This window comes from Brevibacillus sp. BD137, assembly GCF_041644655.1.
In the GTDB taxonomy this organism is placed as follows: Bacteria; Bacillota; Bacilli; order Brevibacillales; family Brevibacillaceae; genus Brevibacillus; species Brevibacillus brevis_D.
The window spans coordinates 116736-139877 of record NZ_JAOTNO010000010.1 but is presented as its reverse complement, the minus strand read 5'-3'; the positions used below and the strand labels follow the sequence as shown (position 1 = coordinate 139877).

At 45.5% G+C, this 23142-nt stretch carries 19 protein-coding genes; 3 read left to right on the top strand and 16 right to left on the bottom strand.

Going from position 1 to position 23142, the window contains the following annotated elements; genetic code table 11:
* Positions 1-21: 21 nt before the first annotated feature.
* The 3 genes from ODZ53_RS20650 to ODZ53_RS20640 form a co-directional block, all read right to left on the bottom strand.
* Positions 22-2217: a tetratricopeptide repeat protein gene (locus ODZ53_RS20650; protein ID WP_372679640.1), complete on the bottom strand. Its 2196-nt coding sequence runs from the start codon at positions 2215-2217 to the stop codon at positions 22-24.
* A gap of 6 nt (positions 2218-2223) precedes the next feature.
* Positions 2224-3420, bottom strand: a complete 1197-nt coding sequence (locus tag ODZ53_RS20645) for a hypothetical protein (RefSeq protein ID WP_372679638.1) — start codon at positions 3418-3420, stop codon at positions 2224-2226.
* 595 nt (positions 3421-4015) lie between these two features.
* Positions 4016-4669: a lysozyme inhibitor LprI family protein gene (locus tag ODZ53_RS20640; protein ID WP_372679636.1), complete on the bottom strand. Its 654-nt coding sequence runs from the start codon at positions 4667-4669 to the stop codon at positions 4016-4018.
* Between the two features lie 459 nt (positions 4670-5128).
* Between ODZ53_RS20640 and ODZ53_RS20635 the strand changes: the two genes are divergently transcribed.
* Positions 5129-5641 carry an SMI1/KNR4 family protein gene (locus ODZ53_RS20635; RefSeq protein ID WP_372679634.1) on the top strand — a complete coding sequence of 171 codons (513 nt, stop codon included), beginning with the start codon at positions 5129-5131 and terminating at the stop codon, positions 5639-5641.
* Positions 5642-6115: 474 nt separating this feature from the next.
* On the opposite strand, the gene ODZ53_RS20630 is transcribed toward ODZ53_RS20635, so the two are convergent.
* The 3 genes from ODZ53_RS20630 to ODZ53_RS20620 all read right to left on the bottom strand — a co-directional run bounded on the left by ODZ53_RS20630 (position 6116) and on the right by ODZ53_RS20620 (position 9504).
* Positions 6116-6589, bottom strand: coding sequence for a DUF6896 domain-containing protein (locus ODZ53_RS20630; protein ID WP_372679632.1), 474 nt, complete (start codon positions 6587-6589; stop codon positions 6116-6118).
* Between the two features lie 475 nt (positions 6590-7064).
* Positions 7065-8495, bottom strand: a complete 1431-nt coding sequence (gene rlmD / locus ODZ53_RS20625; protein ID WP_372679630.1) for a 23S rRNA (uracil(1939)-C(5))-methyltransferase RlmD — start codon at positions 8493-8495, stop codon at positions 7065-7067.
* A 118-nt stretch (positions 8496-8613) separates the two neighbouring features.
* Positions 8614-9504: a diacylglycerol kinase gene (locus tag ODZ53_RS20620; RefSeq protein ID WP_173605884.1), complete on the bottom strand. Its 891-nt coding sequence runs from the start codon at positions 9502-9504 to the stop codon at positions 8614-8616.
* A 112-nt stretch (positions 9505-9616) separates the two neighbouring features.
* Here ODZ53_RS20620 and ODZ53_RS20615 point away from each other — a divergent pair, with 112 nt between their 5' ends.
* Entirely contained in the window at positions 9617-10621 is a 1005-nt protein-coding gene (locus tag ODZ53_RS20615) for an ROK family glucokinase (RefSeq protein ID WP_483862220.1), read from the top strand.
* 72 nt (positions 10622-10693) lie between these two features.
* Here the strand turns inward: ODZ53_RS20615 and ODZ53_RS20610 are convergent, their stop codons facing one another.
* From ODZ53_RS20610 to ODZ53_RS20580, 7 genes are all read right to left on the bottom strand, one after another.
* Positions 10694-11596: a DMT family transporter gene (locus ODZ53_RS20610; RefSeq protein WP_372679625.1), complete on the bottom strand. Its 903-nt coding sequence runs from the start codon at positions 11594-11596 to the stop codon at positions 10694-10696.
* A gap of 67 nt (positions 11597-11663) precedes the next feature.
* Positions 11664-12845 (bottom strand): ABC transporter permease, encoded by a 1182-nt coding sequence (locus ODZ53_RS20605; protein WP_372679623.1) that lies wholly within the window; start codon positions 12843-12845, stop codon positions 11664-11666.
* Positions 12845-13573 (bottom strand): ABC transporter ATP-binding protein, encoded by a 729-nt coding sequence (locus tag ODZ53_RS20600; RefSeq protein WP_234126460.1) that lies wholly within the window; start codon positions 13571-13573, stop codon positions 12845-12847. Before ODZ53_RS20600 ends, ODZ53_RS20605 begins: the two co-directional genes overlap by 1 nt.
* Positions 13574-13601: 28 nt before the next feature.
* Positions 13602-14072, bottom strand: coding sequence for a hypothetical protein (locus ODZ53_RS20595; RefSeq protein ID WP_372679621.1), 471 nt, complete (start codon positions 14070-14072; stop codon positions 13602-13604).
* 111 nt (positions 14073-14183) lie between these two features.
* Positions 14184-14522, bottom strand: a complete 339-nt coding sequence (locus ODZ53_RS20590; RefSeq protein ID WP_372679619.1) for a hypothetical protein — start codon at positions 14520-14522, stop codon at positions 14184-14186.
* Positions 14523-14769: 247 nt separating this feature from the next.
* Positions 14770-15573, bottom strand: a complete 804-nt coding sequence (locus ODZ53_RS20585) for an SH3 domain-containing protein (RefSeq protein WP_372679617.1) — start codon at positions 15571-15573, stop codon at positions 14770-14772.
* Positions 15574-15726: 153 nt separating this feature from the next.
* Complete coding sequence (locus ODZ53_RS20580; RefSeq protein WP_372679615.1) at positions 15727-16227, bottom strand: hypothetical protein; 501 nt, start codon at positions 16225-16227, stop codon at positions 15727-15729.
* A 276-nt stretch (positions 16228-16503) separates the two neighbouring features.
* On the opposite strand from ODZ53_RS20580, the gene ODZ53_RS20575 reads away from it, so the two are divergent.
* Entirely contained in the window at positions 16504-18264 is a 1761-nt protein-coding gene (locus ODZ53_RS20575; RefSeq protein WP_372679613.1) for an RNA polymerase sigma factor, read from the top strand.
* A 53-nt stretch (positions 18265-18317) separates the two neighbouring features.
* Here the strand turns inward: ODZ53_RS20575 and ODZ53_RS20570 are convergent, their stop codons facing one another.
* The 3 genes from ODZ53_RS20570 to gatB all read right to left on the bottom strand — a co-directional run bounded on the left by ODZ53_RS20570 (position 18318) and on the right by gatB (position 23138).
* Positions 18318-19976, bottom strand: coding sequence for a YcdB/YcdC domain-containing protein (locus tag ODZ53_RS20570; RefSeq protein ID WP_372679611.1), 1659 nt, complete (start codon positions 19974-19976; stop codon positions 18318-18320).
* A 19-nt stretch (positions 19977-19995) separates the two neighbouring features.
* A complete protein-coding gene (locus tag ODZ53_RS20565; RefSeq protein ID WP_372679609.1) occupies positions 19996-21567 on the bottom strand; it encodes a YcdB/YcdC domain-containing protein in 1572 nt (523 codons plus the stop codon).
* Positions 21568-21701: 134 nt separating this feature from the next.
* Positions 21702-23138: an Asp-tRNA(Asn)/Glu-tRNA(Gln) amidotransferase subunit GatB gene (gatB, locus tag ODZ53_RS20560; RefSeq protein WP_012684435.1), complete on the bottom strand. Its 1437-nt coding sequence runs from the start codon at positions 23136-23138 to the stop codon at positions 21702-21704.
* Positions 23139-23142: the final 4 nt, after the last annotated feature.

Genomic DNA, 23142 nt, shown 5'->3' with positions numbered 1-23142 from the left:
CTTTGTCCACAAAATATTTCATTATTTCGAAACGAACAGGGAGGGTAACAGTTGCATCATTTCATCCACATGCGGTGATTCTCCAAACATGAGATGCTTGTTCCAATCTTCCGTGCCAAGTTCCCTATCACCCATTTTGATAAAACACAAACCTCTCCGATAGTAAATATCTTGTTCGTCTGCATCAGAAAACGCTAAGGCCTCTGTATAATCGGAAATGGATAATTGCCACTCCTCCTGTGCTTCATAGACCCATGCACGGTTGTAAAGGACGGTTGCATTTTTCTCTAGTGCAATAGCTTCAGTTAGATCAGCTATGGCCCTGTCATACTCCCCCATCTCATAGTACAGGACAGCCCTATTTGTCCAAGCGGCCATCATTTCCCTATCCTTGTTTAGGGCAGCGGTAAACGTTTTTAGTGCTTGATCATTATTACCATCCGACATTTCAATTAAACCTAGTGTACACAGGAGCCGCGCATGATCAGGCTCTATTTCTAAACCGAATTGGGCATCTTTTCGGGCCATTTCGAATTTCTCCATTTGATACAATAATGTAGCTCTGTTAAGTAATCCATCAAGATTTTCGGGTTCTATATCAAGCAAGTAGTCATAGTCCGCCATTGCTTTCTCCACATCTCCAAGACGATTGAAGGCAGTAGCTCGATTGAAATAAACCTCTGGAAACGGAGGACTAAGCTTTATCGCTTGGTTATAATCTTCAATGGCTTCATCCATTCGCCCCATTCGGCTATAAAGGTTTCCACGATCAAAGTAATATTCTGGATAATTGGAGTCAATCTGTATCACTTGGCTAAATGTTTCAGCTGCTTCTTCAAACCTTTTTAAAGCTACGTAAATCAGCCCTTTATTATGAAGCAACACCGAGCGATGCAACATATGTTCATCAGGAGCAAGAGTCTGATTTAATCTTTGCCATCCTTCCGTAACCAATCGAAGCGCTTCTTCAGGATTATCCATATGTAACTCTACTAAAGCCAATCCATTTTGGTTAAATACTTGTTGAAATGCACGTTCTTTTTCATCTTCAATCAATTCTGCTAAATCAATGGCTTTTTGTATCCATTCTCTCGCCTTCTCGTGTTCTCGTTGTCGGTGATGCCTCGTATAGTACATCGAAAATCCATATGAAATTTGCATATGAACTCTAAAATCATCCGTGTTTGCGTACACTTCTCCTAAAAGCGCCGGTATATTATCAGTTTCACCCAATGCAGCCAGAGACGTAGCCATTTTCATTGTAAAATACCGGCTATTATCAAATTCGCTGCTCCAATTCGTCAGTTTCCGGCCACGTAGGCTCATATCGATAGTCGCATCGTAAAAACCCATGTTAATGCTATAACTAACTGCTTTAAACAACGCTTCGCTTGCTGATTTCTCAGAAGTACCGCGCTCCAGATGAAACGGAATGGCGCCTAAGTGCAGTGACCACTGCTCTTCTTTTCTAAGAGATTCTGCCCGCTCTTCGTGAAGGCTCTGACGAATTTCAATAGGAGTTGCTTCATAGGCAAGCAATTCCTGCTCACAATCTGATGTGCAGTCAGAAAATATGTATCGTTTCGTTAGCTCAAGTCGCTGTTCGTCAGATAGATTTACTATCCCCCTATCTTGTTCGATATCAGAAAGAATAATAGTAGGCTCCGTATACGTTTGTAACGCCTTTTTCAGGGCTTCCTTTTCGGCTATTTCACTTGAACTTACGATCACCTGAATCAGGTCAGACTTCGCACGACGCAGAAGTGTACTTATAAATTCTGCATCAAGTTGATCACAGGCCTGCACATTTTCAAAAACCAGGGTCAATTTTCCCATTCGTTCCCGATTCGCTAATGCCAATAAAAGATCGATCAAACCATTCGACATGCGAAGTGTACGCAATTTCGAATAATAACGTGTTCTCTCTTTCGGAATAGCAAGAGAGGTAAGTGTTTCTACACTAGCAGGAATGACTGCTTTCAGTTCTGGTGCTATGGATAAGATCTCGATGCAGTGTGATAAAATCAAGTCTGGCCATTTCGAATAAGCTTCCGGAATAATCTGGCGCAGAAGGTCACCAGTACCTGTATAGGGTCCTCGGAGATTGCGATGACAATTGCTGACATAACATGTGGAGTATTGCTCTTCCAAGTACTTCTTTTCTCGGTCGCTGCGTCGAGATCCAATCAGCCATTGGTGTGTAATCGATTGTTTCATTTCGACTCATCCCCTCTGTTCCATTGATAAATTCCGAATTTCCCTTTTGTTTCTACGCTCTTTTAGGTATAGATAAAATACAATTCCATACTGAACTCCCGTTATAGACAAGAAAACAACGGAATCCCAGAATTTCATATCTTCTCCTGTAAATATGGAGAGAAAAATATTCGTTAAAAGTTGAATAGCGACCGGAATCATATAGAGTATCATTCCTGTCATCATCATCCAGCCAGTTGCGTAAAAAAAGCTGTACCATCTCGCTACCTGCTGATCCCGTTCCGTATACTTGGACATATCGACCATCTTGTTCTTCTTTCCAATTAGTCCATACCATATATTTTTCAAATAGGAACGTGTAGCCTCCTGAAGATTTACACACCCCAACATCGTAATCATTAAATAATAGATATCTGTTTGAAGATGAAAATAAAATTGCCAGAAGAAACGCAACAGTGTTGTAAATGCTAGTCCCATACAATAGGCAGCTATGATTGTCTTCTCACCTGTATTTATCCAAATTGCACCAGCAACGATCACCAATAAGGAATACCACAAAATATCACCGAACATTCCAATTAAAAATGGAAGAATACGCTTTCGTTTTGGGAATCCCCAAATACCTGGCATGGAAGAAGTGAAGACCAAAAAGTACATTCTTCTGCCTATACTTAGTTCTGACGGGATACCCAGTCTTCGTCCGGCAAGCATGTGCATCATTTCATGAAACAAGATCCCTGGAATCTGACCGATCGTCATGCCAAGAAAAATCACCATGGCGTATTCGGAAAATAAGATGCTTTGTCGACCCGGACGAATCTGTGGATATTGGTATAACAACCACAAGGCACAGGTTATGATGGCAGCATAAATCAGCCAACCAAGTGGGGAAAAAGCTAGCTTACCCAACCATTGCCCCGATACTTTCTGCGCTTTCGTTTCCTTTTCCTCAACATCACAAATAAATGTCAGGTCACGCAATGTCTGCAAAAAATCATCCATGTCCACTTCATCGTGATAGGTATCTTGATACCAGGAATGCGCTTCGGCAACCCCCATGCCCTCTTGCAGTTTTCGTACAAGTGCTGCTCCATCCTCAGGAAAAACAGCAAACGTATCCGTCCCAAACCGCCCAATCAGGACTCCTTGCTTATCCTCCAGAAATGTTAACGGGTGTAATTGGATCATCCGATTTTCGTTCATGACTTTCCTCCCGGATGTTGTCATGCTATCTTCATAATTGAAAAAGAGGGGCAAAAATGCCCCACTTTTCCATGTTACTGACAAATCTTTATGCTTCCATACATGTGCAGTCGTACATTGTGTTAGCAACTGAAGTCAATTTTACAGGCTCGGTTTTTTGCACAGTAATTTTTTTCATAATAATGCCTCCGATAAATTTGTATTTATACCATATTCGCGAATGTATGGTATATACTGGTAATGATAGCTTGTATTTTTCTGACTGTCAACAATCTTTTGATTTTTTTGAAAATAAAATATTTTCAGGAAAATATAAGAAAACGAAGGTAGGTAAATTAGGATTAAAAATTATGCTAACTAGGGATGTTTAACCTTTGTTACGAGGCGAGCGTAGGGGGAATGCTTTTCCAACGAAATAACCCTTCCACATTTAGGAAGGGTCTAGACACCAATGCTTCTTGCTTTCATTTTTCCGTACTAACAGTGTACAGCACTCCACATGTGACGAGTAGACAGTAGGGGTGGTAGCCCCAGTGTTATGCGCCGTTACTGTCTTCGAAGCATCACCTAAAAACCTTTGATCAAGATTCCAACTCTATTTTTTACTTTGGTATAAAAACTCAACTTCACCATCTAGCAAATATCGATATTCAAATAATTGGATTGTTCTTTCCCTAATTCTCTCCCGTATAACCCTGCCTAGGCTTACCGATCCTTGTGATCCAAGGTAACGATTATCAATAAATGTCTTCTCTACAAATTTTGTTTCCCTTAAGTGATACTGTAACCATTCTTTCTGCGATTCAATTAGTGCTTCTCTTGGTTCTCTATCCAACTTAGAAAGAAGCTTTTTATATATTTGATTCAACTCTTTATCCCAAATCTCTGTATATTTGCTTTCCAAAGCCCCCCATCCCAATGTTGTAATTATCTCTTTGGAATTTTGAAGTTCATTAAATTCCACTTCATAATCATGATCGATAGGATTTCGAAGCATTTCATCATAAAATTCTCCAGTCAAATCATAGTTCCCAATGTTCATGGATAACACTTCATTGTTAGAAGGATCTGATCGACCTTCAGTTATTTCTTTCGATTCTGTTCCATTACCTGTACTCACTACATCAGGAGGCAGTTCAGAATTCATTATTGATTTAGTTTCGCTGTTCAAAATAGTCGATTGACTTATATTTTGACAAGATGACAACATTATCGTAATAAAAAGTAATAAGAGTATCTTACCTTTCATAAATTATCTCCTTAAATATTATCTTTACTATTTACCGGTAATGGCGCATAACGTCTTATTCACGAACTTCGTAAACAATCCCATATATAGGGTATTCTCGAAAACTTTTGAACTATCCTGCGCGTAACTTTAAGAAAGGACCTTGTGCGTACAACAAATTCTTAAATAATTTGGTACGGAGCAAACGAGGGTACACTCTGCCGCAACATTAAAATGTAAATCATTCGGCACTGGGTGGGGTCTAATTAGAAGCCTATACATGCTCTGTAGAGGACAATAAAAGAGCCGCCCGAATGAAATGAGTAATTTGATTCCTCTTCTCAGATATCCGAACAGCAACTCTTACATCCTGTATCATGATGATGTCACTGACTGGTGGAGGAGTTATCGAAGAAATTAATGTAAAATTGGTCTGTCATTCAATTGACAGTCCCTATTCTCATTGAAGGATGGGATCCTGTGAGTAATCCTTTTGAAGCCCTCATTAGTAAGATCAGGGGAAGGAAGACAAGTGTGGACGAGAACGTGCATATCAAAAACGAGAAATATCAATTTACATTCTACTTCTCGAACGAGTCTATCACAGACACAAAAGAGAAATTAAAATCGTTTGAGTTACCAGAGGACTACGTCAGTTTTTTAAACCACTACGAAAGTGCAACACTATTCAAGAGCGCCAAGCATAACTCTGGGGGTTATGATGTGCTAAGTACCGAACTCGTCATTGGGTACTGGAAAGCCTACAGCATCGACCATTCTTACTATCCTATCGTTTGGAGCGATATCTCAAATAGCTGTATATGTGTGGATCAAGACAGAATACATAGTGGCAAAGGTTACCTTACATGGGTTGGATCGATACTACCAGACGATACTATCGACATAGACCTGACGTTCACAGAGTTGCTGGAACAACTTATTGAACATGACGGAATTGAGTTTTGGGATCAACCCATTGAGGAGGAAGAGTAAGAAAAAAGGACGCCTTTTATAGTGCGCCTTCAGGATGAATCGGATGACTAATGCATGACTGCCAAAAAGCTGGGACTAAGCTCTCGGCTTTTTTGTAAGTTAGAGACGTTTAACAGACAAAAAAGCAGAGGAAGTCCCTCTGCTACGCCAATCCGTATCCACTATTTGTTCTTATTCTCTAACAGTGCCACACGCTCCACATGCCCAGTATGCGGGAACAGGAGTGGTTTTGATGTAAACTGTAATTATATAGCAATATCCTTATTTATTTGGGTTTTCTATTTTGTTAGAGTCTGTGTATTGCTGAAGCAATTCGTCAACAATTTATCAACAGTGTTCAAAGCTCTAGACAACTTATCGTCGTTCAGCAGAAGTATAATTGTGGCTTTTTGCACTTTCAGCTTCATTGCTTATTGGATTTTTCGTAATTAATCAACACCCTTCGTCTAACGTCCTCTTATTCACGAACCAAAATTATTTTTCATTCTGAAGAATCTTTCTGTATTCAACACCGTGAATATGCATAAGTATTTTTCTCTTTTCTAATACCTCAAAAAAATTCAACATATCACCAAATGGATTTTCAAAATGTTGAATTAAGTGTTTAAAATTCTCAGTTGATTTCAAGAAGTCATAAAAAAAGTAGGGATCAACATTTCCAATATCGTCTGTATTCCCGAGAGAAACCTCCAATTTTTGTCCAGTGTCTAAATTCTCAAACATGCAATGTTCTCCATGAACATCAAAGTACCAATTACCGGTTAAATGTTCTCCATCGTTTAGTAATTCCGCATTTGAAATTAAGTAGTAACTTCCTTTTATTATCTCTGATTTTTCAGGCTGATTCGTTTCCAATATTAATTTGTCGATTAGTTCTTGCGCAATTACTTTATAAGCGTCCATTGCTGCCAATAATTCATCTACCGTTTCTTTCGTTAGCGAGTTCATGCATTACCGCCTCCTAAGCTGTTTATATTTTTCGGATAAAATTGCCAGCGCTTGCAGCCTACTATCTCCATCCATCAAAACAGAGCCAACCAAAATCATAGGAAAGGCTTGCTCTAAAGTCACGCCTTCCAATGTTAACTTTAGCACCTCGCTGTCACGCTTATTATGATGTAACCTTCTGGATATGTTCTGCTGCAAACTCAAGACCTCGCATATCTTCTCACTCGCTTTGTGCTTCGTAACTGGTAACCCCATAAATCAGGACGTTACAAATTATGGAATGTTGCAGTAAACTGCCCGTTAGTTTAATAATGAAAAACAACAATTAAAGATAACAGAGCCTTAACAAAAAAAGTCCATTAAGCATCTGTATGTGGTCAATGCCTTATTTCAAGTAAGTAGAATCTTCATGAAATAAGTAAAAAAGGTGGTTAAACCCTAGAAGTATCAAGAGGTTTAGCCACCTTTCTGTTTTCTATTTTTTCACCAGCAAACTGACTGCCTCCACATGCCCCGTATGCGGAAACATATCCACCGGCTGCACATCCTTCACCTCATACCTCTCCGCCAGCACCTTCAAATCCCTCGCCAACGTAGAAGGATTACAAGAAACATAAACCACTCTCTCCGGCTTCATCTCCAAAATCGTCGTCAACAACGCCTCATCACAGCCTTTGCGCGGCGGGTCAACCACAATCACATCCGCCCGTATGCCCTTCTCTTTCCAGGCAGGAATGACAACCTCCGCAGGCCCCGCCTCAAACGTCGCATTCTCCACGCCATTCAGCTGCGCATTCCGATTCGCATCCGCAATCGCTTCCGGCACAATCTCCACGCCGTACACATGCTTGGACTTCTGCGCCAAAAACAGCGAAATCGTCCCGATACCGCAGTAAGCATCAATAACCGTCTCCGTACCAGTCGCACCCGCGTACTCCAACGTCTTGTTGTACAGCACCTCGGTCTGAGCAGGATTGACCTGATAAAACGACCGCGCCGAAATGGCAAACTTGATCGACCCAATATAATCGTAAATTACGTCACTGCCCCAGAGCGTCACGGTCTTTTTGCCAAAAATAACGTTTGTCTTGTCCGGGTTGATGTTCTGAACGATACTCGTCACACCAGCGACCTGTGTACGAATCGCTTCCACCAGCTGATCGCGTTGCGGAATCTGCTCCTCTGTCGTCACGAGCACGACCATGACTTCCCCCGTCTTGACGCCCACCTTTACAACCACATGACGGAGCAAACCTGAATGGCGAACCTCGTCATATGCCGTGATATTCAGCTTGGTCGCCGCCTGCTTCACGACTGCCACCGCTTCATCATTCACCTGATGTTGAATGAGGCATTCGTTCATGTCGATGATCGAGTGGGATTTCTCCGCGTAAAAACCGCCGACCAATGCCCCGTTTTCCTCGCCGATCGGTACTTGTGCCTTGTTGCGGTAGCGCCATGGATCGCTCATGCCGAGTGTCGGGTGAACGGTAATCGCGCCTTCCCCTTCGACTTGGAAACCGCCAATGCGCCGCAGGTTGTCCCGCACGATTTGCTGCTTGTGTCGCAGTTGCTCCTCGTATGCGAGATGCTGCAACGAACAGCCTCCGCAACGGTCGTACAGCGGACAGGGCGGCTGGAAGCGATGGGTACTCGCTTCTACTACTTCTGTCAGCTTGGCAAAGCCGAAGTTTTTCTTTACATGATCGACACGCGCATGAACTCGCTCTCCTGCAAGTGCGCCATCCACGAACAGCGTATATCCTTCAATCCGGCCGACTCCTGCTCCTTCGTGGTTCAGTCCGGTTATCTCCACTTCCACGGTTTGTCCGACACGTACAGGGACGTCCAGCTCCACTTTGGCTGTCGGGTGCGGACCGCGCCGCTTCTTTGTTGTCTTCGCCACTATCTATTGCTCCTTTTATCTTGCTCTATAGGTTTTCGTTTTCGCTCCAGGAAACATGCAGGGATGCACAGCGAAAAGCGGCATCCCCACGGCTATTGCTATTCATTTTACTATCTTCTTACGGGACGAACAACTCGATATGCCCCGGCAATGCTTCCACCACGCAAGGCAGCTGTCCGCCAAGCTCACCGTCCAGATTGAGCTGAACCTTCTCTCCGCCCGGCGAAGTGGCTTTGATATAATCTGCCTGGAAATACAGGATGTTCGGGTCTTTTAAGTGCTCGCCGCGAACTGCCTGTGTCGCCAAGCGAATAAACTCCGCAATATTCATCTTTTTCACGACGATGACATCCAGCTTGCCGTCTGACAAGTCAGCATCTGGGGCGAGCCTGTCGAAGCCGCCTACGGATCGGCTATTGGCGATGAGGAACACCATGATTTCCTCATCCAACAGCACCTCTTTGCGGCTCTCCAAACGAACACGGATCGGGTGCAGCGACGGCAGCTTCTCCAATCCCTTGACGTAATATGCCATTTGTCCGATTAGCGTTTTCAGCTTGCTTGGGACCTCGTAGGTCAAATTCGTCAGCGAGCCGCCACCCGCGATATTCATAAAATAGCGGTTATTGATGCGTCCCAGGTCAATACGTTTTTTCTTGCCCTTGGTGATAATCTCCGTTGCTCGTGTGATCGATTTCGGTATACCGACCGCTCGGGCAAAATCATTGCTCGTTCCGCAGGGGATTATTCCAAGAGATGGACGTGCTTTGTGCTCTGCCATCCCATTGACTACTTCATATATGGTTCCATCTCCACCAGCGGCCAGGATGACGTCAAAACCGCGAGCTACTGCACGAGCAGCTTCTTCTGTCGCATCATCTTCCCCTCTGGTCGCATGGCATGAAGTTTCATATCCGGCCGACTCCATTAAATCGAGGATTTCCGGCAATCGCCGACGCACGATCTCCCGGCCGGAGCTTGGATTGTAGATTAATCTGGCTCGTTTCAAGGCAGATCCCTTCTTCCTTCCCTCGCTCACGGGGGTACTCTCTTCCATCATATCCTGTATAGCCATTTTTGGGAATCGCTATGCTCCATATAGCGTGATAAGATAGAAAAAGATGGAAAACAGGGAGATAGGGGAGACGCTTGTGAAGAAGATCATCGTGGGAGTAGATGTGGGTGGCACTGCAATCAAGATGGCTTTGATTACGCCAGACGGCGAGCTTGTTACAAAAATGCAAGAACCGACGCCAGTTGCGGACGGCGAGGATGGCATTTTGCAAAAAATCGTAGACATGTCTCATGATCTTCTTGCCCAGCATGACTATTCTCTTTCACAAGTATGCGGAATCGGTGTAGGCGTACCCGGACCCGTCGATGGCGGGAAGGGAATCGTCTTCCAAGCGGTGAATCTTCACTGGCGCCAACCCGTTTTATTAAAGGAAAAATTGGAAGCCCTTACAGGTCTGCCGGTAGCGGTCGACAACGATGCCAATGTCGCAGCCCTCGGGGAAATGTGGCAAGGTGCAGGCCAAGGTGCACAAGACCTCGTTCTCATTACACTCGGTACAGGTGTAGGTGGAGGCGTCATTTTGAATGGAGAGGTCATCCATGGCATTAACGGTGTGGGCGGCGAAATCGGTCACATCACCATGACCCCGGATACCGGTGCCCCTTGCAATTGCGGCAAAACAGGTTGTCTCGAAACATATACGTCGGCGACTGCCATCATTCGTGAAGGGCGATTTGCCGCTACAAATGGATCAAGCCCGGCGCTTGCTGCTGTACTAGCCACCAAAGGAAACATTGCAGCGAAGGATGTCCTCGAGGCAGCCGTAGCAGGAGACACAGCGGCTCTCGCGATTATCGATCAAGTGGCTCTCTATCTCGGTCTCGCTCTCTCTCATTTGGCGAATGTGCTCAATCCCGCGAAGTTTATGATCGGTGGAGGCGTGGCCGCAGCAGGTGATTTCCTCTTTTCCCGAATCCGCGAATCATTCAAACGCTTCGTTCCCTTCACCTACGTTATCGAGTCCACAGAGATCGTTCCGGCAGCACTCGGTAATGATGCGGGTGTGTACGGTGCGGGCTGGTTAATCCGGTCACAGATGCACGAATCCTGATCAGGCCACATAAATAGAATGGACGCTCCTGCACATGAAGCCTCACAGCAAGAGCGTCTTTTGGGTATAGCTTTATGAAGAAGCCTGCATGGGTGCCAGCTCTGGCTCCCCGCCTTTCCCCGAAACAATCAGCGCAGCACCGACAAGCACTGCACATCCCCCCAACAATTGAAGCAAGCTAAACGCTTCGCCAAACAACAACGCCGAAAACCCAAACGTGACAACAGGCTCCAGCGTGCTTAGCACCGACGCTTTGGTTGACCCGATCAGTTGCAAGCCGCGGAAGAAAAAACTGATGGCGACCACCGTAGAAAAAATGACGATCCCCAAAAGCGCCCACCACCCTTGCACCGCAAAAGACAGTTCGACCCCTCCGTCTTTTAGCGCAATGAAAAAGGTAGAAATAGTAGCAAACAGGGCGATGTACGCAGATGTTACATAGGACGAAACGCCTTTTACCACCCGATTCCCCACCACAATATAAACGGAATAAAACAGCGCCGCAGCAAGAGCCAACAATACGCCAACTGGCTGAATCCCGCCAAATGACAAGCCGAGCACCAGTCCAAGACCGACGAGTGTAATCAGCATGGCGATGACAGTCTTTTTCGTCAGCCGCTCTTTCTCGACGAAATAGCTCAGTATGGCAACAAACACCGGAAATGTATACAGCAGCAAGGCCGCCATTGAGGTCGGGATGTACTGCACCGCCGAGAAAAAGCTAAGGGATTGCAGCGTGTACAAAATCCCGCCGAGACAAAACATCGCGAGCACCTGTCTTTTGTCCAAGCGAAGTGACTCCTTGCGCCAGAGCAACAAACCAAAAAACAGGGCAGTCGCCAATAAAAACCGCAAAAACAAGAGCGTCGAAACTGACACACCCGCTTCATAGGCGTACACAGCAAAAATAGACATGACGCCAAAGCCAGCAGCCGATCCGAAAATATATAGCACACCGACATACCGCGGATTCACAACATTTCACCAGCTTTCTCGAAATGACAGCGACAAAAGAAGCAACAGGGCAGGTTCATTTCCGTGGTCAGTGCTTTAACCCCGCTCCTTCTCTGCGGAATATGCGCGACGCGAGAAAAATAGTGAAAACGACATAGACAAGCAGGGAGCCAATCCCCAGAAGCGCATGCATCGGGTCGACCTTGCCATAAAACACTTCCTTGGACAGTGCGACGCCGTTGAACACAGGCATCACGTAATAATATGCAGGGATGTCGACCGGACTGACTGGCATCAGCATGTACGAGGGGACCATAGCCAAAAATAGGACAGCACTCATGTACGTCTGTCCCTCTTTAAAAGATTTGGCAATCGTACTCAAAACTAGCTCCAACCCTGCAAAAAGAGCCGCCAACAACAAAATAGTCACGATCAGCACCACCAAAGTGACAGGCGAGAAGAACGCGAGTGTAAAATGATCTCCTTCCGTCGCCATCGGTCCCAGACGCATGGCCAAGGTGACAGAAATTAGCGATGCTACTGCCCCCATGGTACTCATCGTCATGACAGCCAACAGCTTTGCCGTGAGGATGTGCTGGGCTGCAATCGGCGCCGTCAACAGCGATTCGAGCGTTCCCCGCTCTTTCTCACCAGCGACGAGATCATTCGCTGCGGCCATTCCTGCGGATGCGAGTGAGACTACCAACATCAACGGAATAATGCCAGCCAGCATCCCTCCCGACTTCCTTTCCTCAGAGGCTGTATTTTGAAAGGTGGAGACAATCGGTTGAATCGTCTGCTCAGACAAGCCCGCTTGGTTCAACCTTTTCGCTACGACTTCCTTGCTGTAAGCCTCTACTGTCTGCTCGATCAACGTACGGGCATAGACAGATTTTTGATTGGTTGAGTCATAAGCAACCGATAACTGCGCTGTTTTACCCGCCGCGATCTCTTCATCGAAGCCAGCAGGAATTGTCAAAATAGCGCGTAGCTGACCTGCTTGCAGTGCTTGTTCCGGATTGGACGGTTCCAAGATTTGTATAGCGGGATTTTTTTGCAAAACAGCAATCAATGAAGATGATCCTTGAACGGCTAACGGGATGTACTCCCTCGCTTCTTTTTCCACATTGCTATACGACGTCCCCAGTAAAAAGAAGACGAACGGAATGACAAGCAGAGGCACCAGTAGTGTCCCCATCCACGCCTTGCGATCGCGAAACAAGTCCATCAGCTCTTTTTTCAATACGGTCCAAACGACATGTAAGCCCATCAGCCCTCGCTCCCTTCCACGACAGCCATGAAAATGTCGTCCAGATCCTCTGTCCCAAACTCCTCACGTAAAGCATCCAAGCCCCCGGCGAACCGCAGCTTACCCTTGTGCATGAGCGCAACTCTTTTGCACAGCTTGTTAATCTCGCCCATGTTGTGACTGGAAAACAGAATCGTCTTCCCCTCTTCTTGCAGCTTTCCGACCATTCTTCGAAAGATTGTGGCAGCCGTTACATCCAGTCCTGTCGTCGGTTCATCCAACAAAATGACATCGGGATCGTGAACGAGCGTCCGGGCTATCGCTACCTTTTGCTTCATTCCCCGGGAAAAGGCACCCACTCGCCTGTCTAAAAAAGCGTCCATCTCAAGCATCCGGCTAAGACTGTGAATCCGCTCCTCAAGCCTCGCTTGCTCCAAACCGTATAGACGACCGAAATACGCGATATTTTCCCGCGCTGTCAAACGGCTGTATAGACCCACATCTCCCCCGAACAAAATGCCGATTCTGCGGCGCACTTCAAGCGGTTGCTGCCGAACGGAAAACCCGCTAATCTCGATATCTCCCTCGGTCGGGCTCAAAACCGTCGCCATCATGCGCATCGTCGTTGTCTTACCCGCACCGTTTTCGCCGAGAAGTCCGTAAACCTCGCCTGCCTCGACCCGAAACGATACATGCTGGACCGCTGCGATTTCCTTAAATCGCTTGCTAACATCCTTGACCTCAATCAACAGCAGCCCCTCCTCTCCCGTATTTTCACTAGAATCGTACCTTCAGTAAGTACGACGCCCGCTTTTCTCCCATAAACGTCACCTGTACGACACCCGTCCGCCCGCGCAAAACCCGGGGTATGGCGCCAGTGACCTGAAATTCCCGCCGCTTCCCATCGACTCGCGCGACAGACACTGAGCCTGGGGGCGAAAAGACCTTGTCGCCTTCCAGTGTGTAAAACGAAAGAGTGATTTCTCCCGCTTGTCCGTGGGCCTCTCCCGAAAAACGGATGATCTCCATCATTCCTGACACCGCTGACACTCCCGTGAGGTCAAAAAGCGGGTGACGCAGATTCGCAAGCGTCTGCCCTTTTTTCCAGTCCTGCAAAAACGCGTCAAACTCCTGTACAGCAACCATCCACGCCGCCGAGGAAATCATAGTCGCAGGGACATGCGAAGGTATTGCACCAAACACAAGTGCAGAAGACGTCATCACCAGTGGCAACCAAATAGAAAACATGCTAATTCCCTCCAATAATTGGTTGCCCTTAGCATGCCCTTACAAAAGTTACCTGTATGTGTCTTTGGCGAATCAGAATCTTTTGACTTTAAAAACGGTAACTCTCGTATCCTACAGCGGATAACGCTCTTTCCACTTGGTCAGGGAAAAGCCTTCAAACAGCGCGACGAACGCTTCCGTATCGTTAATATAATGACGGGTTTCTTTTGCCTCAGGATGATTTTCTAAAAACAGCGTCGCTACCAAATGGCTAACAGGAACACCTTCTGCCTCTTCATCGTAAATGCCCCGCTCAGCGAGCACTTTGCCAAAATAACGCACATAGGTAACGGTTATTGTTTTTTCTTGGCCGTTTTCTTGCCACGTAGAAATGGAACGATCAAATGTATCAGACGGTGAACCACCCTTTCCAGGTGCCACACTTTCTCCTGCAACAGAAATGAGCTTCATGTACTCCCATCCTCCTTTTTCTTCCTGTACGTTCATTATAGGGGAGAGTGGAAATTGTTACAAATCGGTCGGTTCGTTTTTTGACACCCTTTGCACTACGTAAGTATTCCCTCATGGATATAGCCCCCAATCATCGTGTACCCAGTCTTTACCATTAGCAGCAGCAATCGTCCAGTACTAGCTAAAAAAAGATTCCAGTAAAAAAAGACTTCGCTTTTCAGCAAAGTCTGCTAATAAATTGCGTATTTTATTTCGGGGTGTTAACTGAAACATCCTTGCCATCAACATATGCAATTGCTACTTCATTGCCGATAGTTACATACACCTGATACCATCCCGCAAATAGATAATCACTTTTCACGACAGTACCATTTTTTAAATTAGCAAAAACTGCACTATTTCGATCATTCGGATGTCCATAAGCTATTGCGCCGTTTTTGCCAACCACAAGTTCTACTGCTGATGGTTTTGCTTTAAACATTTCAATATAACCTTGAAGAATTCTATCCTGAACCTCTCTGCTTACTGGAGGCTTACTTATATTCTCATTTTGTGGTTGATCAATTTGTAATTTTGTATCAAGAGGAATAAAAGAAGTAGAGGTTATATTGCTAGAAACATAACCAGATACTAACTGATTATTCTGGGTAAAACTAACTTGATACCATACTCCTGTCATGCTCTTCGGCGTTAAAGGAGTGCCCTTCGGTAGCGAAGTTATTGCTTTTGATTCTACGTTCGGGTTTGCAAAAACATATCCCTTATCTGTAGCAATATAGAGGACTTTAGGAAGAGGTGCTTGTTGTTTCGGTTTCGTTTTGTTATTACTACTATCTTTCTGATTTTCTGTTTTCTTTTTCACAGATTGACTAGATTTTGGTTTACTTTGAGATGATTTAGGTTTAGATACTGATTTTTTCTTGCTTTTACTGATTTTATAAGAACTATGACTCTTTTTCCCGCCTCCACCACGTTTAGCGTCAACAACATCAGAAACACCAAATATAAGTAGTGAAAGAATAATTGCAACTGAAGAGATTTTCTTTATCATTTCTACTCCCCCTAATAATATTCAGAAGGAAATTATAGTACATACATACATTTATTTCAATATATCACAAACACACCCATGAATAACCTAATAGATTGTCTTTTATTTTTGAACTCACCCTGTCTGAGCAAAAACAGAGTGAGTTCAATTAACTTAGTTGGGGAGTACTTCATTATTAATTACACCAGACTTCAATTCTTGCCATCCTTCAATTCCTGCTTCATTTATTAAAATAGAAAGTTTACTACTATCATACTTATCAAAGTTATACTTTTCATTCACTACCACTTGTTTGGCATATAGTTTACTGTCAGTAGTAATAGCATACAAATAGTTTTGACTCTCTGCAATCTCGCCATCTTTCACAAATTCAAAATGAAGGAGATAGACTCGATCAATTTTACTAACTGTAATTTGCTGGTCTTTTTCCCCTTCATTTATCCATTTGTAAATTTGTTTATCTTGGCTGGTTTCAATTAATTCGGGTTGTGGCTTATTTGACCCATACAAATACGCTTGAATCCATATCTGTGAAGGTGCTTTTTGGGATTCTTGCGTTGCCTCTATTGGTGTATTAACTGGTTGAGTTTCATTGCACCCAGAAATAAGCACTGTTAAAAGAGAAAATACTACCCCTCCAATAAATTTATTCATGCTACCCTCCTAAAACACTGCGACAAAAATACTTGCCACAGCGCTCTCTAATTACCAGAACATGTCATAACATTTTAGCAAATACATATCACCTTTATCCGTAGCTCCGTTGCCTAAAGCATAAATAAATCTTCTGCTATCATAAGGAACTTCACCTTTCTGTTAAACTAAAAGTATCGGTTAAAAAACTCCAAAATTTTTTTCGCATCCCGTGTCAGAAAATCCCTGAACCAGAAGTCTACACAGTAAATCAACAAATCACGAGGAGTTTTTGCGATGGATCACTTGATAATCAGGCCTAAGACTCATGAGGAACACACCCAGATAGAAGACGAGGCTTTGGTAGAGCAGGCAAAAGCCGGAGATCAGGAGGCGTTTAGCGAGCTGGTCAGGCGTCATCGCTCCAAAGTATACGGCTATGCACGGTCGTATACACAAGAAGCCTTTCTTGCCGAAGACATCGTTCAGGATGCTCTCATTCGCGCCTTTTTGCACCTGGGAACGCTGGTGGACAGCCGACGTTTCCTTCCTTGGCTGCATCGGATTGTGCGCAATCAGGCGTACACACGGCTTTCGAAGGGGCCGCAAAAAAGGGAAACCGTCTTCTCGAGTATAGGCAAACAAACACATGAGCAGGAACCGACTGACTGGGAGTATCTCGATAGTATCCTGCACAGGCTGGGACGATCTTGGTCACACTCTGCGCAGGACACCAATCCCGAAGAGGTCATGGTGCGGCGTGAGCTGTTTGAGACGATCAGGAGCTTGCTGTACTGCCTCAATCCTCGGGAGAGACGTATTGTGGAATCTCACTTTTTTGACCATTTGTCCCCTCATGAGATCGCCCACATGTTCCAGATGTCCCAGGCGAATGTCTACCAAGTGCTATCCCGTTCTCGCAAAAAACTGATTCAGGAAAAAACTCGTGTCGTTGTTGATCAATACATGAAGACGAGAAAGGTTGCGGGGAGTATGAAACAAGCAGTATTGAATAAACCAGAAGCATTCACGATGCCTACCTGGGTTACTTGCGCAGCGGCACTATACGGAATGGTAGAATCGACCGAACGAAAAATGTCTTTGCCAATGATCCTTGGCTTGAGCGGCCATGCCTTTCGCCTGACGATCGTCCCTGGAAATATCCATATTGCGGGCCCGACAATGTTTCATTTTCAACGAGTCTTGCAGCAGGGTTTGAAAAACATGGGCTTCGAATCTCGTGCCGTCACCTCGTATCATCTTTCCTGCGAACCAAGCATGAATGCCAATCAAGTAGAACCTTCGCTACTCAGCCAGGAAGCACGCCAGAAGCGTCAGCTGTCTGTCCTCCTGCCAGAAGCATTGGAGCTGGTTCACCGCTCCATCGACAAAGGGCATGCTGTGCTTGCTTGGGATCTGTTCATGCCAGAGTTCGGATTGATCTACGGTTATGATGATGAAAAAAGAGTGTTTTACGCAGGAGATAACTGCCGAAATGACAGCACCATTCCCTATGAAAACTTGGGGCGGGGTATCGTCGAGGAGTTATTTGTCCTTGCCATCGACCGTGCGTTTTCGATTGATCAACGTACGATGCTCGCAAATGCTCTCCAATCTGCACTCGTTCATTATCGTGGGGAAGAGCCGCAGGACCCGAGCTGTGTCAATGGTCTAGCCGCCTATGCTGCTTGGCAGGAGGCCTATGAAAAGGGAACGGTTGAGCCGAATGGCAACGCGTATACGACCGTGGTGAACGGAGATGCACGTCGCTACGCCTCTCTTTTCTGGAGCGAGATCGTTGATACGTGGACAGATTCTGTGTTTGATGAGGTTCGTCCGCTGATGAAAGAAGCAGCTGGCTTGTACGGGGCGATTGCCGATGGCTTTGACACGTTAAGCAAGCTCTTCCCATTCCCGGCTGGGGGCGAGCCGAACGATGCGGAGAAGGGCAAGCAGGCTATTGCGTTGTTGCAGGCGATTGAGCGAAATGAACGTGCTGCCGTATCGGTACTGGAACAAATACAAACGGGACTTACTGCAAATCAGGCATCCACATAAAAGGGATAGAAAAAAGAACGCAGTCAGAAAAGCTGCGTTCTTTTTCGTTCGAATTATTCCTCGTATTCGCCCCATTCAAGTGTGCCTTTTACAGCATCTACGTAAGGCCAGCTCTTGCTCTTGTCAACCGTATAGACAAGGGTGAGAAAAGGAGCTTGTTTGCCTTTGTAGGTTGGCCAGAAGTAGGACAGCTTTACAGGGAGATTTTTGGCTACGATTTCAGCAGCTTGTTGCTCCGTTACGGATGGCTTCAAGATGGGAAGAGTACCCTCTTTTTCCGGCAAATTCACAATGAAACTAAATACTTGTCCACTCTCTATATCAACCTTCATCCAATAGTAACGGTCGAACACAGGCAACCCATCGTGCAATTCATAAAAAATGAAGGTATACGTTCCTGTTCCTGTGTCCTCCTCCTCTTCACCCTCTCCTTCATTCAACGCGATCATCCAATCAGCTAATTTCGGCTGTTTATATGGATCAAATATCTCAACCTGCCATTCAGTAGAGGATTTAGCGGCATATGGCTCGATGAAGGAAATTGCTTTTTTCAAGGCTTCTTCTTTCGATAAGGGAACAGGCAAGCTTTTTGTTTCCATAAAAATATCCGCACTAGTGACCGCTCCCGTAGAAGCATCCACCGAAATGGATACGTCTCCATACCCAAACTCATCGCTCCAGGAATGTATGATCTCACCATCAACTTCTCCTGTGTAGTATTCTGTGAACATCACCTTCGTATCCACGTCAAACAAGCCCGCGACGACTTTTTCTCCATCTGCCCTGCTTTTGACAATAAGCGGCTCTCCTTTTGGCGATAGCGTAATATTCTTCAGGTTGTCAGGATTTCTTTTTCCATTCCCGGCTAATTCAGTTCCATGAGTGAAGTCAATCTGCTTTCCTGTCACGGCATCGATGTAAGCGTTATTCATCCATAAGTATTGCATGCCTGGCTTGGCATCTTTCCCTTCCAGCACATAGCCCAATTCAAGACGATCAGGAGTGAAAAACTGCTTTTTGACAGCTTCTTCTGTCAGTGCCGTTTTCGGATCTGGGACCTTGGTCTCTTTCAAATCAAGTAGCTCACTGGATACACCCAAGATATGACCAGCATAATCCGTCGACACGTATATGCCCATCCCATTCCCCAATATCTCCAGCCCATTTAGTTCAACTGGATAATAAACGGAGCGGTATATTCTGGAGTTATCAGTCAAATCTTCAGGGTCTTCCTTGTTAACAGCTTTGGATAATGTAGGCGAGCCTGCTTGTTTTCTTTTGTCTGCCCCTAATAACTCAAGCACTGCTTTTTCTGCCCGTTGCAAAATAACCTCGTCTGTCGCAATTTCCCCTTGCTTCCAAATATGCAAACTGGCGCTGTACATGATCAACTCACCTGTTTTTCTGTCAAAGACAACAATGGCATTCATGTCATTGGATTCGGGACTTTCCAGATTGAGGTTTAACAGATTTTCATCCATCTCACTTTTCACAATCGTTCGTTTCGTCAACGTTTTCAATGCAGGCTCCAGTTTTTCTAAAGCAGCTACGATCTGAGTGGCCCGCTCCGGGAGCTTTTCCTCGCTTTTTGTAACAGATGCAATGTGGCTAGGATGGATTTCAGGACTTGCAGCCATGGCTGTTCCACTTGTTCCTGGCAACATCATTGCTATTGTCAACGCGATTGCTGTGCGTTTTCCATTTCGTTTCATTAAATCTCCTCCTTCTTTCTTAATCCTCGTACTCTCCCCATTTAAACGATCCGTTTACGGCATCTACAGTTGGCCAGCCTTTGCTGGTATCGAGTTTGTAAACGAGAATGGGTGCATTCTTCTCTCCTGATCTCGGCCATATATAGGTCAACCTGACCGGTACCTGTTTGGAAACAATCTCTGCTGCCTGTTGGGCTGTTACAGATGGTTTGAGCACAGGATATTTGCGATCCTCTGCTGGAACTGATGCCATGAATTCAATAACTTGTCCGTTATTTGGATCAATTACTACTCCGTAGGAATACTCCATAAGTGGTATCCCATTTTGTTTTTCGAGAAATAAAAAGCCATACTGCTTGACGGATTTCTTGTCAACTTTCTTGATTTCCTCATACATTTCGACTTGCCACTCAGCTTTTTTAGCATAAGGCTCCAGGAAGGTAATCGCCTTTTGCAAGGATTGCTCTTTTGTTAGGGGCACTGAGAGATTTTCGATATGTGCCAAATTTACGTATCCACTGATATCGCCAGTCACTTTGTTCACCATAATAGAGGCCCGATTAAAGTCGATAGGGTTCGACCAATCATAAGTGATTTCGCCCTGCTGTTCATCTTTTCGATAGGTTGTATACAACTTCTTGGCATCAACCTCAAACAAATTCTCTAAAATCTGCTGATCGGTTGCGTCTTTTGCAATGAATGGCTTTCCTTGGGGTTTCAAAGAAATGTCCTTGATATCAGGTGTATGGAGTTCTCCATCCCCTTCTTCTGCTCTCCATTCTATTTCGATCTGCTTTCCCGTCAATGCATCAAATACAGGCGACGTTCTCATGGTATATTCGATACCGGGTTTCCCATCTGTTCCTTCCCATACATAGCCATAACGAAGGCGTTCGGGCGTAAATATTTGCTTCTGAATCTCTTCTTTTGCCACAGCTTTTTTCGGATCAGCAACCTGTATACCCGTCAAATCGAGCGGTTGAAAAGATAGGCCCAACAAATGGCCGCCTGAATCCATTTCAACCTCGATACCAAAACGCGTTTGGTCTATTTCCAGACCATTTAGCAGAATCGGAAAGTACACATTCGGGTATATAAACGACTGTTCTTCACCGTATACCGTTTTTGACAATTGAGGCGCATCTGTCATGTTTCGCTTCTTTTCTCCGAGCAACTCTTGCACAGCTTTCTCAGCTTTTTGCACGATGGCTCCGTCCGTTACCTTTTCATTCTCGTCCCAAATGAATTCTGAAGCCTCGTAACCTAGTAATTCACCGCTCTGACGATCAAAAAGCAGATATGCACTCATTTCGGTATCGTCAGGATGGCTTATATACAAATCCACTTGATTTTCATCGTAATCAGAAATAACGACCTCTCGGAGCGTCAGAGCTTTTAAAGCAGGCTCCAGCTTCTCCAGTGCAGCGACAATCTCTACCGCACGAGCAGGCAGCTTGACTTGTCCTTTGGATGGATTTTCAGCATTTTTCAAGATCATTTCCGGACTTGCAGCAAAAGCCGGCGAACCCGTTCCCAGCAGCATGGTTGTCACAGCAAAAGCAGCCGTCGCACTTTTCCAATTTTGTGTCATGAACATTTCTCCTAATCAATTATGATGATAGCTATGCATTCTATCTTACTTTTTTCCCACTATTTAGCATAGATCAAAACACAAAAAAACAGCACCCTCCCCCTTACAGAGAAAGTGCTGTCGTATGTTTTGCCCTACAGGCTGTTCAATACTTCCTGAATCAACTTGTTAACCATTCCCGGGTTTGCCTTCCCTTTGGTTTGCTTCATGACCTGTCCAACGAAGAAAGCAGCTGCTTTTTCGTTTCCGGACTTGAAGTCTGCCACGGCTTGTGGGTTGGAATTGACCGCATCGACGACGACTTGACGCAGAGCGCCTTCATCGCTGATTTGGACGAGTCCTTTTTCTTCGACGATCTGCTTCGGCTCTTTGCCGGTTTCCACCATCTCTTTGAAGACGGTTTTGGCGATTTTGGAGGAAATGGTTCCGTCCTCGATCAGTTTGATCATCTCACCCAAGCCTTTTGGTGTCATTTTCACATCAGCAAACACCAGGTTGTTGGCGTTGAGGTGTGCCAACAGGTCAACCATCAGCCAGTTTGCTACTGACTTCGGCTCTGCTCCTGTTTTCACCGTCTCATCAAAGAAATCAGCCGTCTCCTTGGAGATCGTAATGACTCCTGCATCATCCTTAGACAAACCAAACTCGTTCACATAGCGTGCCTGACGAGCATCTGGCAGCTCTGGAATGGTTGCGCGAACCGCTTCAATCCACTCCTCGGAAATCTGCATGCGAACCAGATCCGGGTCTGGGAAGTAACGATAGTCGTGCGCTTCCTCTTTGGAACGCATTGTCAACGTCTTCTTGTTCGCTTCATCCCAACGTCGCGTTTCCTGAACGACCTTGCCACCGGAAGAAACTACCTCCGTTTGACGTAGTACCTCGTACTCCAAGCCCATTTGCACGTTGCGGAAGGAGTTCATGTTTTTCAGCTCAGCCTTGGTTCCGAATTCTTCTTGACCATACGGACGAATCGATACGTTGGCGTCGCAGCGCAGGGAGCCTTGTTCCATGCGAACGTCAGATACTTCGGTGTACTGGATGATCGCTTTCAGCTTTTCCAAATACGCACGTGCTTCTTCCGGTGTGCGGATGTCCGGCTCGGAAACGATCTCGACGAGCGGTACCCCGACGCGGTTGAAGTCTACGAGAGACTCTCCACCAAAATCGCTGTGCGTCAGCTTGCCCGCATCCTCTTCCAAATGCAGACGAGTGATCCCAATGCGCTTCGTCTCACCGTTTACTTCGATGTCGATCCAGCCATTGTAGCCGATCGGCTGGTCAAACTGCGAGATTTGGTACGCTTTTGGGGAATCCGGATAAAAGTAGTTCTTGCGGTCGAACTTGGTCTCGCGGGAAATCTCGCAGTTGAGGGCGAGAGCTGCTTTCATCGCGAACTCTACCGCTTGCTTGTTCGTTACAGGCAGTACACCTGGATGTCCCAAGCAGATCGGGCATGTATGTGTATTCGGCGGTGCACCAAACTCAGTCGGGCAGCCGCAAAAGATTTTACTGTTGGTCGATAGCTCGGCGTGAACCTCCAAGCCGATGACGGTTTCGTACTTGCTCATGCTC